The sequence below is a fragment of the Streptococcus danieliae genome (assembly GCF_025447695.1).
GTDB classification, from domain to species: Bacteria; Bacillota; Bacilli; order Lactobacillales; family Streptococcaceae; genus Streptococcus; species Streptococcus danieliae.
The window spans coordinates 1-14,881 of sequence record NZ_JAOBSU010000036.1 but is presented as its reverse complement, the minus strand read 5'-3'; the positions used below and the strand labels follow the sequence as shown (position 1 = coordinate 14,881).

Here is a 14,881-nt window from a genome sequence, read left to right as displayed (position 1 = left end):
GCAATAATTGCAAAGTCTGTTGTGAGGACTGTAGCCAGACCAGTGACTCAAGTTGTCAAACCAGTTATTAGAGCTGTCGTTAGACCAGTTGTTCAAGCTGTTAAACCGATTATTAGAGCTGTAGCTAGACCAGTTGTTCAAGCTGTTAAACCGGTTATTAGAGCTGTAGCCAGACCAGTGGTTCAAGCTGTCAAACCAGTTATTAGAGCTGTGGCCAGACCAGTTGCACAAGTAGCTAAGCCTATCGCTAGGGCTGTTGCTAAAGTTACGCAAATTTTTAAACCGAAGCCATCTGCTAAGAGGAGGAAATAAAGAATTGAGACTAAAAAAACACTTCGTACTGCTTGGCGTATTCCTCTCACTTGCTGGAATTGTATACGGATATACACAGTACAATCTAACTCGCTATTCTGTCTATTACGCTAGCCATATGCCCAGAAAAGAGGGAGCTAAACCTGAATTAATCATGGCATTGAAAAATATAAATTGGATCGACAAGGTAAACACAGAAAACGTTACTTTTTATGAAGAATACAATCATTCGATATATATTAGTGATAACATGTACTTCACCTATAATGTTGACGGATATTACATAGGACTTAGCCAAAAAAACGGACTCTATTTTTACAACACTGATTCAACTGGAAAATTTGTAACTTATTCTTCCCTAGTTGAAAATAAGAATGAAGAACCCTTGGATAGAAAGACTTTACAGGAAGTTGAGAACCTGCTAGCTCCAGCCACCCAGGATATTATCGAAGCTCAAAAAACTCCCCTTATCAATCTTCAAAAGCTGTTTAATCAAAGGTATATGTCGAGATTCAATTAGGTATTGGTGGTGTATTTTACTGTGGAGACCAACTGTTCGTTTAAATAAGGGCACCTCTAAAAACTAAATTTCTGAAAATCTAAATGTTGATTTATCAAGGTTTGAGTGATTCAATTTGAAGAAAAACTGGGGTTTTTAGAGGTTCCCATAATTAGAATTTGAGTCTAGTAGATGAGGATTAAGAAAGGTAGCTCCATGAAAAAACAAAACCGAAAAAAGCTGATTCGTATCTGCGTACTCGTACTTGCCATCACTATATATATTGTTGTCAATCTCAGCGGACATCAAATTTATTATTATACTCACTCTCAAAAAACTGATAAAAGCCTGACTCCGATTGTGGTTATCTATAATCTGGGAGAGATTATGACCAAACCGAAGCGAGAAAGTGATGGAAGGTATCATTATACTGTACCAGGGAATAGTATTAGATATGATTATACAAAAAGCATCTCTTATTCGTATAGAAATGGAGAGGGTATTAAAAGACTTCATACTAGTTTTAGTATATCAAATCATGCGAATGAAACATATATATCTTATCAGTTGTCACCTGAATTAAAAATTACAAATATTGTTGAATTTTCACCTGACAAGATTCACGATGTTGCACAAAAGCCTGAAGACCAAGCCATGGTTGATCGCTACATCAAACAGCTAACAGACCATGTCCTTGAAACTCGTATTGTACCACCTCTCTTTAATCTCCAATGGCTTTATGATCTGACTTTTGATGAAAAAAAGGTTCTTCATCTTGGAGATGAATAAACTTACAAGGAGTTTGTAGATGTTCCATAATCCTTAATAAGACAGGCTTCTGGATATCTTTTCTCAGTAGATGATGGATTGTACTATCGGAAACGATCATTAGAGCTGGGAAGTCGTAATTCAGAAAGGCATCTCCATGAAAAAACAAGGAAACAAAAAATTAATTCGTACTTTCCTACTTTTAGTCGCAATTTCAATCTATATTTTTACCAATCTCAGTTGGCATCAAATCTATTATTACTATACTCACTCTCAAAAAACCGATAAGCGTTTGACACCTATTGTCGTCATCTATAATTTGGGAGAGGTTATGTTCAAGCCTAAACGAGAAACCGATGGAAAATATGAATATGTGTCTCCAGGTAATGCCATTAATTACAATGAATCGGCTTCATTCTCATATTCATTCATATCAGATCAAGGAGTCCCTAGCTTTCATACATCTGTTGGTGTATATTATCATGATGAAGATATTAGTATTAATTTTCAATTAGACCCGAATTTTAAAATAACGAATATTTATAAATACACGCCAGATGATATCACGGAAGAAAAACCTTCTCAGGAAGATCAAGTCATGGTTGACCGTTACGTCAAACAGCTAACAGACCACGTCCTTGAAACTCGTGTTGTACCACCTCTCTTCAATCTCCAATGGCTCTATGACCTGACTTTTGATGAGAAGAAGGTGCTTCATCTTGAAGAAGACTAGTCTCCTTTCCAGTTCAAAAAAGCACTCGAATCAGACATTCGAGTGCTTTTGGGTAGAAGTTACATTTGTTCAGGTGCTTCGACGCCCAAGAGGCGGAGGGCTTCTTTGAGGACGAGGCCGGTTGCGTAGCTGAGGGCTAGGCGACTTTCTCGTTCTGGGTTTTCTTCTAGGATGCGGGTGTGGGCATAGTATTTGTTAAAGTGTTGCGCTAGATTGATGGCGTATTTAGCGATAATTGAAGGTTCGAACTGGTTGGCAGCTCGTTCGATCACGCGGCTGAAGTCTTGGAGGATTTTCACGATTTCCCAACTTTCGCTGTCTTCCAAATGGTAGTGGGCTTCCGGATCTGCTTGGTAGTCAGCCTTCCGCAAGATGGATTGGATCCGTGCATAGGCGTATTGAACATAAGGACCGGTTTCCCCTTCGAAGGAAAGCATGGCTTCGAGATCGAAGTCATAACCATTCATGCGGTCGGTTTTTAGATCGTAGAACTTAATCGCCCCGACTCCAACTTGGCGCGCCACTTCTTCCTTGTTGGGCAGGTCTGGATTTTTCGCAGCAATTTGCTGCTCAGCACGACTGATGGCCTCAACAATGGTTGGTTCGAGCAAGATGATATTGCCCTTACGCGTTGATAATTTTTTCTTGTTTTTGGTGACCAAACCAAAAGGAATATGGGACATGTCTTTGACCCAGTCATAGCCCATTTTTTCTAAAACGGCATTGAGCTGTGCAAAATGGCCGGATTGTTCGTGCCCAGTAATGTAGATATTTTTGGCAAAATCGTAGGTCCGTTTCCGATAGAGAGCAGTCGCAAGGTCACGGGTGATGTAGAGGGTTGCCCCGTCAGATTTTTTAATCAAGGCAGGGTTGAGGTTGAAGTCCTCCAAATCCACGATCGATGCTCCACGCGATTCCTCTAGCAGATTTTTCGCTTCTAGAATCTCAATGATTTCATCCATCTTGTCATTGTAGAAGGCTTCTCCATTGTAGCTGTCAAAGTCAACATTGAGCAGCTTGTAAATCCGGTTGAATTCTACTAAACTCTCAGAGCGGAACCATTCCCAGAGTTCCCAGGCTTCCTTGTCGCCCTGCTCGAGCTTGAGGAACCATTCCCGTCCTTGTTCATCTAGTTCAGGCTTGGTTTCCATCTCCTCGTTGATGCGGACATAGAGTTTTAACAATTCAGAAATTGGGTTGGCTTCAACAGCTGCCTTATCGCCCCAAAGTTTGTAGGCCACAATTAAAAGACCGAATTGTTTCCCCCAGTCACCGAGGTGGTTGATTCGGACAGCAGTGTAACCAAGTTTGTTAAAGAGATTGGCCAAGGCATCCCCGATAACAGTGGACCGCAAATGACCGACTGAGAATGGTTTAGCGATGTTGGGACTCGACATATCAATGGTGATGTTTTGTCCCTGACCAATGTTCTGAGCCCCGTAGGTCTCTTTTGCTTCGATAATAGAACGGAGAATACGGTCTCCCATGTCAACCTTGTCTAAGAAAAAGTTGACATAAGGTCCTGTTGCAACGACTTTTTCAAAACCAGTTGTGTCAATGGCCTCAGCGATCTCTGTAGCAATCACGGCAGGTGCCTTGCGTAGGACCTTGGCCAGGCTAAATGCTGGGAAGGCAATGTCTCCTAAATCGGAGGATTTAGGGGTTTCTAAAAGGTCCAAAATGGCTGCTTCATCAAGATTTTCGATTTGAGCTGCTAGCCGTTGGGCCACTAGTGCTTTTTGGTTCATAATTTCTCCTTTTTTAATTTATTTTATCATAAGGCAGGACCTAAATCCAACAGGTACAGGCCGATAAAAAATTTGTTATAATTGAAACAGAATGCGTGAGGAAAAACCATGAAAAAAATAGAAAGACAGAATTTAATGCGGCAGTTGCTGGAAGAGCGGCGCTTTTATCGGCAGCAGGAACTGCAGGCGGCCTTAAAGGAGGCGGGGGTAGTGGTGAGCCAGGCGACCTTGTCTCGGGATATGAAGGAGCTGGGGGTGGAGCGGCAGATGTCCAGTCAGGATTCCTCTTTTTACCGTCTCCCGCGGGCAGAAGTTGAATCTGGTTTGGCGGATGCGGCCCTTTATGTGCAGAAAATTGACCGGGTTGATTTCAACCTGGTTTTGCATACTGGTCTGGGTGAAGCCTCGGTTTTGGCCAATAGCCTAGATGCCAGTGGCGATCCGCGGATTTTGGGAACCATTGCAGGAGCTGACACCTTGTTGGTGGTGACGCGTTCCAGTCAAGATGGTGCCAGCCTTGAGCAGGATATCCGCTCCTATGTTGAGGAGGATCTATGAGTCAAAATAAACTATCACCAGGCATGCAGCAGTATGTCGATATGAAAAAAGATTACCCCGATGCCTTCCTCTTTTTCCGCATGGGGGATTTTTATGAACTTTTTTATGAGGATGCGACTCGGGCGGCGCAGATTTTGGAGATTTCCATTACCTCACGCAATAAAAATGCGGCGGATCCTATTCCTATGGCAGGCGTTCCCTACCATTCAGCCCAGCAGTACATTGATACCCTGATTGAGCAGGGCTACAAGGTTGCGATTGCCGAGCAAATGGAGGATCCCAAACAGGCCAAGGGCGTGGTTAAGCGAGAGGTTGTCCAGGTTGTTACGCCAGGTACCAGTCTCGATGGTCCTAGCCGGGATGGCCAGAATAATTTCTTGGTAGCTCTTTATAGTAAGGGTCAGAGCTTTGGCCTGGCCCATCTGGATCTGGCCACCGGGGAATTTGGAGTGACCCAGCTGGAACGTTGGGATTTGGTCTTGAGTGAGATCCGCAATCTCCAGGCTAAGGAAGTAGTCCTGGCAGGCCAGGTTTCAGAGGAGCAGGAAGCCCTTTTGAGTCAGCAGTTGCAGCTCCTGGTTTCCTGGGTGGACAAACCCTTGGATGCCAGTCCCCTCCTACCGTCGACCTTGTCAGAGTTGGTCTTTTTGGCAGCAGCTAGTCTGTTGGCCTATATTTACCAGACACAAATGCGGGATCTGGACCATTTGAAGCCGGTTGAGGTCTACCAAATTGCGGACTCCCTCCGCATGGATTTTGCGACCAAACAAAGCCTAGATCTAACTGAACATGCGCGAACGGGCAAGAAGCAGGGCTCTTTATTAGGAGTCTTGGACCAGACACGGACGGCTATGGGTCTGCGGCTGTTACGCCGCTGGATTCAACAGCCGCTTCTGGATCAGGCCCAGATTGAGCAACGGCAGGAGCAGGTGACCATCTTACTGGAGGCTTTTTTTGAGCGGCAGGATTTGGTCGAGAGTCTGAAGGGGGTCTATGATATTGAGCGTCTGGTGAGTCGGGTGTCCTTTGGGAAGACCCTGCCCAAGGACCTTTTGCAACTATCGGCAACCCTGGGGCAGGTACCGCAAATTCGCCAACTTTTATTGAGTTTGGAGCAGGCGGCCTTGGAGCCGCTGGTTCAGGGCTTGGATCCCTTGGAGGAGCTCTATGCCTTGATTGATGCGGCTATCGACCCTCAGGCTCCTAACCAACTCATGGATGGCGGTCTGATCAAGACTGGCTTTGATCCCGTTCTGGACCAGTACCGCAAGGCTTTGCGGGAAGGAACTTCCTGGCTGGCGGATTTGGAGAGTCGGGAACGTCAGGCGACAGGGATTAACAATCTCAAGATTGACTACAACCGCAAGGATGGTTATTATTTCCATGTAACCCAGTCCCAGCTCAGCCATGTGCCAGACCATTTTTACCGCAAGGCGACGCTGAAAAATTCGGAGCGCTTCGGTAGTCAGGAACTGGCGCAAATTGAAGGCCAGCTCTTGGAAGCCCGGGACCAATCATCGCAATTGGAGTATGATCTCTTTATGCGGATCCGCGAAGAGGTTGCCAAGTATATGCCACGCCTGCAAAGTTTAGCGGGTGCCTTGGCCAGTGTCGATGTCTTGCAAAGTCTGGCTTTTGTGGCCGAAAGCCAGCTCTGGGTCAAGCCGACCTTTAATCAGACTGGGCAAATTCGGGTATTGGAAGGTCGCCATCCGGTGGTTGAAGCAGTCTTGGGTCGTCAGTCCTATGTTCCCAACAGTCTGGTTATGGCGCCCGAGGATCGGATCCAGCTGATCACTGGTCCAAATATGAGCGGAAAATCAACCTACATGCGCCAGATTGCGATTATGGTGATTCTGGCCCAGTTGGGCTCCTATGTTCCGGCCAAGGAGGTTGACCTCCCCATTTTTGATGCCATCTTCACCCGTATTGGGGCGGCCGATGATCTGGTTTCCGGCCAATCCACCTTTATGGTCGAAATGATGGAAGCCAATCAAGCCGTCCAGCACGCCAGTCCCCAGTCGCTGATTCTCTTTGATGAGCTAGGTCGCGGGACAGCAACCTATGATGGTATGGCCTTGGCCCAAGCCTTGATTGAATATATTCATGATAAAGTGGGAGCAAAAACCTTCTTTGCAACCCACTACCATGAGCTAACGGACCTCGAAAACCACCTGTCGGGTCTGGCCAATGTCCATGTTGCCACCCTTGAAGAAGGCGGAACAGTGACGTTCCTACACAAGATTGAACCCGGCCCAGCCGACCAATCCTATGGAATCCACGTGGCTAAAATTGCCGGCCTACCCAGAGAACTACTGGCCCGAGCCCAGGTCATTTTGGAGAGTCTGGAAAACCAGGATGTAGGTCCCCAGACTGGGCAACTGGATCTTTTCCAGGTCCCAGAAGCCCTGTCGGTCCAGCCCCACCCCCTATTGGAACAAATAAAAACTGTCAATCTGAGCCAGATGACCCCCCTAGAAGCCTTGTTATTCTTGGATCAGGCTCAGAAAGATTTGCAGAGAGATTAACAGAATTGCCTACCTAGAATTTTGAAAGGAGGAAGCATTGCTTTACATTTGGAATTATTTAAAAAAACATCCCCAGCTGCTAGCTCTAGATATTCTTGCAGCGACCTTATTTGTAATGGTCAACCTGGGCTTGCCGACTTTTTTGGCTCGGATGATTGACCAGGGAATTGTGGCCGAGGACGAGTCCCGCATTTATTTCTGGGGATTTGTGATGTTGGTCACAGTCCTAATCGGAATTTTGGGTCGTTTTTTACAGACCTATGCCGGTAGTCGTTTGACCAATAAGATGATCCGCGATATGCGCTTGGATATTTACAAGCAACTCCAGTATTATTCCCACCAGGAATACGAACAAATCGGGGTGTCGTCCCTGGTGACTCGGATTACCAGTGACGCCTTCACCCTGATGCAGTTTGCGGATCAGACCTTGAAATTTGGGGTGATTACCCCCTTGATGTTGCTGTCAAGCTTGGTGATGGTCTTTGTGACCAGCCCGTCCTTGAGTTGGATTGTGGCCTTCTCCATTCCTTTCTTGGTCTTGGTTATTTGGTATGTGGCGGTAGCCAGCCGTCCGCTATCGGAGAAACAACAGGAAAGTTTGGACCGGATCAACCATTTTGCCCGGGAAAACTTGACCGGTTTGCGCGTGATTCGGGCCTTTGGACGCGAAGAGTTTCAAGAGGACCGCTTTGCCCAGGAAAATGACCGTTACCAGGCCAATTCCAATCGGCTTTTCAAGTTGACCGGTTTGACCGATCCCCTCTTTGCCCAGATTATTATTGCGATGATCGTTGCCATTGTTTGGTTTGCCCTGGCTCCTTTGAATCAGGGGCAGATTCAAATTGGGGTGGTTGTGGCCTTTATTGAGTACAGCTTCCATGCCCTCTTGTCCTGCTTGCTCTTAGCGGGTCTCTTCACCATGTATCCACGGACAGCCGTTTCTGCTCGTCGTCTTCAGGAAATCATGGATATGCCCCTGTCGATTTCGCCTAATGAAGACGGAGTGACGGAAACAGAGACCAAGGGTTACTTGGAATTTGATCGGGTGACCTTTGCCTATCCGGGTGAAACGGAAAATCCGGTCCTACACGATATTTCCTTCAAGGCCCAGCCAGGCCAAACCATTGCCTTTATCGGTTCTACGGGTTCCGGGAAATCGTCCTTGGTTCAGTTGATCCCCCGCTTCTTTGACGTAACCTTAGGGCGGATCCTGATCGATGGGGTTGATGTGCGTTCTTATAACCTGAAAGCCCTCCGCCAAAAGATTGGCTTCATTCCGCAGAAGGCGCTCTTGTTTACCGGTAGTATTGCCGAAAACCTGCGGTTCGGGAATGCCCAGGCCGACCAGGAAGACTTGGAGACCGCTTCTGACGTGGCCCAAGCCTTGGAGTTTATTCAGAGCAAGGAAGACCAGTTTGAAACCCATCTAGCCGAAGGTGGTAGCAACCTATCAGGTGGTCAGAAGCAGCGCCTGTCAATTGCCCGTGCCTTGGTGAAGGAGCCAGAAATCTACATCTTTGACGATTCCTTCTCCGCCCTGGATTACAAAACCGATGCCCTTTTGCGGGCCAGACTCAAAGAAGTAACCCAGAACGCAACCGTTTTGATTGTGGCGCAAAGGGTCGGAACAATCATGGACGCCGATCAAATTATTGTCTTGGATAAGGGTGAAATTGTGGGTCGTGGAACCCATGAAGAATTGCTAGAAACCAATACAATCTATCGTGAAATCGCGAATTCGCAGCTGAATAGAGGGGAGGAGTAGATTGTGAAAGAAAATAACTTCAAACGTCTCTGGACCTATCTACGTGCCTATCGGGCGAGTGTTTATTTGGCGGTAGCATTCAAGGTTCTCAGTATTGTTATGGCCGTTCTGGAGCCCTTTGTGCTTGGTTTGGCCATCACAGAGTTGACCCAGAATCTCCTCGATATGGCCCAAGGCAAGGCCAATGGCCTCAATGTTTCTTATATCTTCTGGATTCTACTCCTCTACCTAATCCGGGGGACTCTGTATTCAGTCGGAGCTTACTATGCCAACTACTTTATGACCAATGCGGTGCAGGCGACCGTTGGCGACCTACGCAAGGAGTTGAGCCACAAGGTCAACCACCTGCCCGTTTCCTACTTTGACCGCCAGCAGTTCGGAGATCTGCTCGGACGTTTCACAACGGATGTCGAAACAGTCTCAAATGCCTTCCAACAAAGCTTTTTGCAGATTATCAATGCCATTGTGACCATTGTTCTGGTCTTGGCCATGGTTTATTCCATCAATCTGCCTCTAGCTCTGGTCGTGACCCTGATTATCCCGCTAACCTATTTTACATCCAGCAAAATTCTAAAGTTTTCCCAACCTTCCTTTAAGCGCCAAGCCGATATTGTAGGAAAATTAAATGGCTTTGTCCAGGAACATCTGACCGGTTTCCAGATTGTAAAACTCTATGGCCGTGAAGACGAGACCGTGGACGAATTTCAGGCCATCGTGGATGAGCTAGAAGAAGTTGGCTTCCAAGCTGGCTTCCGCTCCGGTCTTATGGCTCCCCTCCTCCACGGATTATCCGACTTTGCCTATGTCATTATCGCCTTTCTCAGCGGTCTCCAGGTCTTGGCGGGTCGCTTGACCATCGGGAACATGCAGGCCTTTGTCCAGTATGTCTGGCAAATCAGCCAGCCCGTACAAATTCTGACCCAAATTTCGGGTCAGCTCCAAAGCGCCCAGTCCTCACTGGATCGGATTTTCCAAGTCTTGGATCAACCAGCAGAAAATGCGACCGGTGAAACAGCCCTTGCCCAACCGCTTAGCGGTCAGGTAACCTTTGACCAAGTCTCCTTTAGCTATAGTGCGGACAAACCGCTGATTCAAAATTTTAACCTAGAAGTTGAACCAGGCCAAATGGTGGCCATTGTTGGTCCAACAGGGGCCGGCAAAACAACCCTGATCAACCTGCTTATGCGCTTCTATGATGTGGATGGCGGGGCGATCCGTGTCGATGGTCGGGACATCCGCAGCATTGACCGCCAGGACTACCGCCGGCAGTTCGGGATGGTCCTGCAGGATGCCTGGCTGTACGAGGCCAGCATTGAGGAGAACCTGCGCTTCGGGAACTTAGAGGCGACCCATGAGGAGATTGTGGCGGCCGCCAAGGCGGCCAATGTGGATTACTTCATCCGCAGCCTCCCAGGCGGTTACAAGATGCAGATGAACCAAGAATCCAGCAATATCTCCCTCGGTCAGAAACAATTGCTGACCATCGCCCGAGCCCTCCTAGCCGATCCAAAAATCCTCATCCTGGATGAGGCAACTAGCTCGGTCGACACCCGCTTGGAGTTGCTGATTCAGAAAGCCATGAAAACGCTCATGCAAGGACGGACCAGCTTTGTCATTGCCCATCGCCTCTCCACCATTCAAGAAGCCGATAAGATCCTGGTCCTCAAAGAAGGCCAAATCATCGAACAAGGGACTCACACCAGCCTCTTAGCCGACCAAGGCTTCTACTACGACCTCTATCAAAGCCAATTTGCGCGTGACGAGGAATAAATTGATTTCATCCCCAGCCGAAAACAGCTGGGGTATTTTTGAAAACAACAGGTAAGGGTACTTCTAAAAACCGATTAGATTTTGCATCTTCAAAAAATAAAGAGAGGATTCATCAAATACAAAAAATAGGGTTCAGGATTGGGCGAAATCTTGCCCATTTTACAGTTTTATCAAGCCATTCCAGTTGATTTCCCAGTTATGAAAGTTTTTCTAGAAGTCGTTCGTCGTCGGAAAATAATAGCATAGGAATACCCCAGAGTTTTAGAGCTCTGGGGTGTTCATGCATTCTGCATTTGCTTCCGTAAAAGGTAGAGGAAGTAGGGACTACCGATGAGGCTGAGGGGAATGCCGGTGGGGATGTTGCTACCGACCAGGTAGGTGCGGGTGAGGGTGTCAGCAGTTAGGAGTAGGAGGGCGCCAATCAGGAGGGCAGCGGGGAGGCGCCAGCGATGGTCGGATGGGAAGAGTAGTCGGGCAATGTGGCTGGCCAGGAGGCCGACCAGGCTGATATTACCCGCCAGGCTTAGGCTGAAGGCGACTAGGGCGCTGGCTAGGACTAGGAGCAGGGTGCGTTGGCGTCGGAGGGGGAGGCCCAGGCCTAGGGCGGCGGGATCTGAGAGTTGCAGGATGTTGAGGGGCAGGGCCTGGGTATAACTGAGTAGCCAGAGGAGCAGGAGGATAGGGGCAGCCAGGCTCAGACTGTCCCAATTATTTCCCGTCATGTGGCCAGCCAGCCAGGATACTACATAGTTGAGCTTGTGGGTGTCGACGCGCCCGCTGATAGCAACCAGACTTGAGGTTAGAATGGTGGAGAGGGTGACCCCAGCGATCATCAGTTTGACTGGTTGGATACTTTCTCCTTTTTGGTGCGAAAGGAAAGAGGCGAGGGCTACCATCGCCAATCCGCCTGGGATGGCCAAAAAGGGTAGGTAGTGAATCAAGAAGGGGTCGGTTAGGTTCAGCTGGGTCACTGCTAGAGTTAGAACCAGACCGACGCCAGCATTGATTCCCAGTGTCGAGGAATCCGCTAACGGATTGCGGGTGAAGGTTTGTAATAAGACCCCGCTTAGGCCCAGGGAACCGCCAGCCAAAAGGCTGACCAAGACTCGGGGGAGGCGAATTTCTTGAAGAATAAAATGTTGACTAGCTGTTTGACCCTGGAGATAGGTTCCTAAATCGGCGAGGTTGATCTCTCCATCTCCCATGGCCAGGGCTAGGAGGGAACTTACGAGGACCAAGAGGAGCAGGACGAGGAGTTTTTTGGCTGGGGATAGCTGCTTAGAAGGCATCATATAATTGTCCTTTTCGCATTAAAATGAGGAAAATCGGGAGAAGCAAGAGGCTGACCAGGGCGTTGAGGGGAGTGCCCGGGAGGAGGAGGGCTAGCAGGTCGCACCAGAGGAGGAAGCTGGCACCGGTTAGGGCTGCTAGCGGTAGGAGGTAGCGGTAAGCTTGGCCCATCCAGAGCCGAAGCAGGTGTGGGATGATTAGGCCGACTAGGGCCAGGCTACCAACCAAGGCGACTGCACTAGCTGAGAGAATGAGCACCAATAGTAGAAGAAACAGGCGCATGGTCCGAGTATTTTGGCCGAGTCCTTGAGCGACATCCCTGTCTAAGCTGAAAATGGTTAATTGGTAGGCAAATAACTGGGCCAGGAGCAGTCCCACAAGGATTGGAGGGGCGATGACGCTAAGCATTTGCCAGTTGGTACCCACGAGTCCCCCAGCCTGCCAGCCAATAATGGCTGTTGCCAGGTTAAAGGCAATGGTCAGCCCCTGTCCCAGGGCAGTGAGGAGACTGGCAACCATGGCTCCAGCCAGAATCAGGCTACTGGGCAGCAAGCCTCGACGGGGCTGGTAGGCCAGTCCGAGTACCAAGCCAGTGGCCAGTCCAGCTCCCAGTAGGCAGAGCAGGAGAATTTGGCTGTAGTGCAGTGAACCCAGCAGGGCATAGCCAGCGGCCATGGCTAGACCAGCTCCGGCATTGATTCCTAGCAGGCCGGGGTCGGCAATGGGATTCCGGGTAATGCCCTGCATGAGGGCCCCGGAGACAGCCAGGCTAGCTCCGACTAGGAGGGCTGCCAGGGCGCGTGGGAGGCGAATGTCCCAGAGAATTAGTTGGATTTGCTCCTGCCCTTGAGGCTGCCAGAGGGCTTGGAGTGCCGTTGTAAAATCGTACCAGGGCTGGCCCCAGCTGAGATTCAACAGGAGCTGGGCCAGGATGAGCAAGGTGAGACTGCAAAAAACAAGCCAAAAGTATCTTGGCTTGTCTTGCGGAATCCCAGAATCGGTAGTTTTCATAGGAACTCCTAGTTTATTTTTTGGAATCCTTCTTGGATGGTTTTGAGCTCGTATTCGAGGCTGAGTGGATCGTTGAAGTAGAAGGCGTTGGCATCCACCTTGAGGACTCGGTCTTGCTCGACTGCGGGTTGAGACTTCCACAGGGCACTTTCATAGAGGGCGGAGCCCGTCTCTTCGTTTTCAGCGGCTACCAGGACGATGTCACCGAGATAGGCCGGCAGGGCGTCTTGGTTGACCATGAGGTAACCAGGTTTGAAGACTTCCTCTTGAACCTTTTGAGGGGCCTTAAAGCCTAGAGCCTGGTAGACGACCTCGCCACCCCGGCCCCAGTTGTTGCCGAAGAGGTAGATGTCCTTTTCAAAGAGGCCCATGACGGTGACGGTCACATCTTGCCCCAACTGTTGACGGAGTTCTTGCCCAATTTTGGCTGTCCGCTCCTGCCAGTTAGCGATCCATTCATCCGCCTCTTTTTCTTTGGCAAAAACTTGACCAAAGCGATTCAAGAGTTGGAGGTAGTTATTCTTGCCATAAGTAACGGCCAGGGTTGGTGCGATCTTTTGAAGTTCCTTGAGGTTGGGGTCATTGGATTCGACGACAATCAAATCGGGCTTGGCCTTGGCGATGCTTTCCAAATCATCTGGCATCAGCACCTGAGCCTCCTTCACCCGATCCTTGAGAATTGGATTTTTGGCGTCATAGGAAGTGACGGATATGGGCTCAAAGCCAAGCTGGTAAAGGTAACCCGTATAGCTCGAAGACAGGCTGACAATCCGTTGGGGATTCTGGGGAATGGCCCCCGAGTAGTCAAAGCCGTCAATTTTTGGCTTGCTGGAGAGGGTAACCTCTTCCTTGGCAGGCGATGTAGGACTCGCCGTTGAACAAGCGACCAGAGTCACGAGCAGCAGGCTGAGCCCCAGCCAAGTCAGTAATTTTTTCATGAGTAACTCCTATTCTTGTAGTCGTGTATAACTAAGACAGACCGGCTTGCCATGAAGCGGATCTTGCACGATATGCGCCTCGATGGCAAAAATCGAACGTAAAACTGCTGCTGTCATCACCTCTGAGGCCGCCCCTGCAAAAGCAATGTTCCCTTCTTTCAGGGCCAGCAAACGGTGGGAAAAACGGGCAGCCAGATTAAGATCATGCAAGACCATCACAATGGACTTACCCTGGGTCTGGTTGAGCTCTGCCAGCAGGTCAAGCACCTCCAACTGGTGATTGAGATCCAGGTAAGTCGTTGGCTCATCCAAAAAAATCCAGTCGGTGTCTTGGGCCAAGGCCATGGCAATCCAAACCCGTTGCCGCTGCCCGCCAGACAAGGAATCCACCAGCTGGTTCTGGAAGGCAGCCACCTGCGTTACCTCCATCGCCCAGGCAATCTTTTCCCGATCCTCTGAGTCTAGCCGCCCCAAGGTGGACAGGTGGGGGTAGCGCCCATAGGAAATTAAATCATAGACGCAAATCCCCTGCGTCACTGTTTGGACTTGCGGGAGTAGGGCCAATTTGCGCGCCACCTCCTTGGTGTTCATCTGGGCGATGGCTTGTCCATCTAGGACGACCTGCCCTGTCTCCAAGGGGAGAATCCGGGTCAGAGCCTTGAGCAGGGTTGACTTGCCACTGCCATTGGCTCCGATAATCGTTGTAATTTTACCAGCTTCCAGCTGACAGGACAGCTGGTCCAAGACCAGACGGTCCCCATAAGAAACCTGAATTTCCTGGGCTTGCATGCGGCTCCAAGTCCTCCCTCTTTCCTTTTGTTAGGCTTACTATTTTAAGTCCACTTCCTGTTAGTCTGCAGGAAATGAATTTGTAGATAAACTATAACCCAAATTATTCATACCTCAAACAACTCCGTGTAAATAGCTAAAAAATCATCAGAAATTGCCAAAAAACAATGGC

Annotated in this window: 13 protein-coding genes; 8 read left to right on the top strand and 5 right to left on the bottom strand. The window is 48.9% G+C overall.

The window, feature by feature from the left end; genetic code table 11:
• The 4 genes from N4310_RS03845 to N4310_RS03830 form a co-directional block, all read left to right on the top strand.
• On the top strand, positions 1 to 312 hold a 312-nt coding region (locus N4310_RS03845), incomplete at its 5' end, for a hypothetical protein (RefSeq protein WP_262092129.1).
• A 4-nt stretch (positions 313 to 316) separates the two neighbouring features.
• Positions 317 to 832, top strand: coding sequence for a hypothetical protein (locus N4310_RS03840; RefSeq protein ID WP_262092128.1), 516 nt, complete (start codon positions 317 to 319; stop codon positions 830 to 832).
• Positions 833 to 1,027: 195 nt separating this feature from the next.
• Positions 1,028 to 1,600, top strand: a complete 573-nt coding sequence (locus N4310_RS03835) for a hypothetical protein (RefSeq protein ID WP_262092127.1) — start codon at positions 1,028 to 1,030, stop codon at positions 1,598 to 1,600.
• Between the two features lie 136 nt (positions 1,601 to 1,736).
• On the top strand, positions 1,737 to 2,312 hold the full coding sequence (locus N4310_RS03830) for a hypothetical protein (RefSeq protein WP_262092126.1): 576 nt from the start codon (positions 1,737 to 1,739) through the stop codon (positions 2,310 to 2,312).
• 59 nt (positions 2,313 to 2,371) lie between these two features.
• Here N4310_RS03830 and argS read toward each other — a convergent pair whose 3' ends face one another.
• A complete protein-coding gene (gene argS / locus N4310_RS03825) occupies positions 2,372 to 4,060 on the bottom strand; it encodes an arginine--tRNA ligase (RefSeq protein WP_262092125.1) in 1,689 nt (562 codons plus the stop codon).
• A gap of 108 nt (positions 4,061 to 4,168) precedes the next feature.
• On the opposite strand from argS, the gene N4310_RS03820 reads away from it, so the two are divergent.
• Genes N4310_RS03820 through N4310_RS03805 form a run of 4 tightly spaced genes read left to right on the top strand, consistent with a single transcriptional unit; the run spans position 4,169 to position 10,681 of the window.
• The gene (locus tag N4310_RS03820; protein WP_262092124.1) at positions 4,169 to 4,618 is read left to right on the top strand and encodes an arginine repressor; all 450 of its coding nucleotides are present in this window, start codon (positions 4,169 to 4,171) and stop codon (positions 4,616 to 4,618) included.
• Positions 4,615 to 7,146: a DNA mismatch repair protein MutS gene (gene mutS, locus N4310_RS03815; RefSeq protein ID WP_262092123.1), complete on the top strand. Its 2,532-nt coding sequence runs from the start codon at positions 4,615 to 4,617 to the stop codon at positions 7,144 to 7,146. Before N4310_RS03820 ends, mutS begins: the two co-directional genes overlap by 4 nt.
• 37 nt (positions 7,147 to 7,183) lie before the next feature.
• On the top strand, positions 7,184 to 8,911 hold the full coding sequence (locus tag N4310_RS03810) for an ABC transporter ATP-binding protein (RefSeq protein ID WP_179923822.1): 1,728 nt from the start codon (positions 7,184 to 7,186) through the stop codon (positions 8,909 to 8,911).
• Positions 8,912 to 8,914: 3 nt separating this feature from the next.
• A complete protein-coding gene (locus N4310_RS03805) occupies positions 8,915 to 10,681 on the top strand; it encodes an ABC transporter ATP-binding protein (RefSeq protein ID WP_262092122.1) in 1,767 nt (588 codons plus the stop codon).
• A 278-nt stretch (positions 10,682 to 10,959) separates the two neighbouring features.
• Here the strand turns inward: N4310_RS03805 and N4310_RS03800 are convergent, their stop codons facing one another.
• The 4 genes from N4310_RS03800 to N4310_RS03785 are packed head-to-tail and all read right to left on the bottom strand — an operon-like array spanning position 10,960 to position 14,709.
• Positions 10,960 to 11,973, bottom strand: a complete 1,014-nt coding sequence (locus N4310_RS03800; protein WP_262092121.1) for an iron ABC transporter permease — start codon at positions 11,971 to 11,973, stop codon at positions 10,960 to 10,962.
• Positions 11,960 to 12,982 carry a FecCD family ABC transporter permease gene (locus tag N4310_RS03795; RefSeq protein WP_262092120.1) on the bottom strand — a complete coding sequence of 341 codons (1,023 nt, stop codon included), beginning with the start codon at positions 12,980 to 12,982 and terminating at the stop codon, positions 11,960 to 11,962. Before N4310_RS03795 ends, N4310_RS03800 begins: the two co-directional genes overlap by 14 nt.
• A gap of 8 nt (positions 12,983 to 12,990) precedes the next feature.
• Positions 12,991 to 13,920 carry an ABC transporter substrate-binding protein gene (locus N4310_RS03790; RefSeq protein WP_262092119.1) on the bottom strand — a complete coding sequence of 310 codons (930 nt, stop codon included), beginning with the start codon at positions 13,918 to 13,920 and terminating at the stop codon, positions 12,991 to 12,993.
• A 9-nt stretch (positions 13,921 to 13,929) separates the two neighbouring features.
• Positions 13,930 to 14,709 (bottom strand): ABC transporter ATP-binding protein, encoded by a 780-nt coding sequence (locus tag N4310_RS03785; RefSeq protein ID WP_262092118.1) that lies wholly within the window; start codon positions 14,707 to 14,709, stop codon positions 13,930 to 13,932.
• Positions 14,710 to 14,881: the final 172 nt, after the last annotated feature.

Coding starts and splice junctions, on each gene's coding strand:
- N4310_RS03835 (WP_262092127.1), top strand. CDS start 1,028: ATGAAAAAACAAAACCGAAAAAAGCTGATTCGTATCTGCGTACTCGTA.
- N4310_RS03830 (WP_262092126.1), top strand. CDS start 1,737: ATGAAAAAACAAGGAAACAAAAAATTAATTCGTACTTTCCTACTTTTA.
- argS (WP_262092125.1), bottom strand. CDS start 4,060: ATGAACCAAAAAGCACTAGTGGCCCAACGGCTAGCAGCTCAAATCGAA.
- N4310_RS03820 (WP_262092124.1), top strand. CDS start 4,169: ATGAAAAAAATAGAAAGACAGAATTTAATGCGGCAGTTGCTGGAAGAG.
- mutS (WP_262092123.1), top strand. CDS start 4,615: ATGAGTCAAAATAAACTATCACCAGGCATGCAGCAGTATGTCGATATG.
- N4310_RS03800 (WP_262092121.1), bottom strand. CDS start 11,973: ATGATGCCTTCTAAGCAGCTATCCCCAGCCAAAAAACTCCTCGTCCTG.
- N4310_RS03795 (WP_262092120.1), bottom strand. CDS start 12,982: ATGAAAACTACCGATTCTGGGATTCCGCAAGACAAGCCAAGATACTTT.
- N4310_RS03790 (WP_262092119.1), bottom strand. CDS start 13,920: ATGAAAAAATTACTGACTTGGCTGGGGCTCAGCCTGCTGCTCGTGACT.
- N4310_RS03785 (WP_262092118.1), bottom strand. CDS start 14,709: ATGCAAGCCCAGGAAATTCAGGTTTCTTATGGGGACCGTCTGGTCTTG.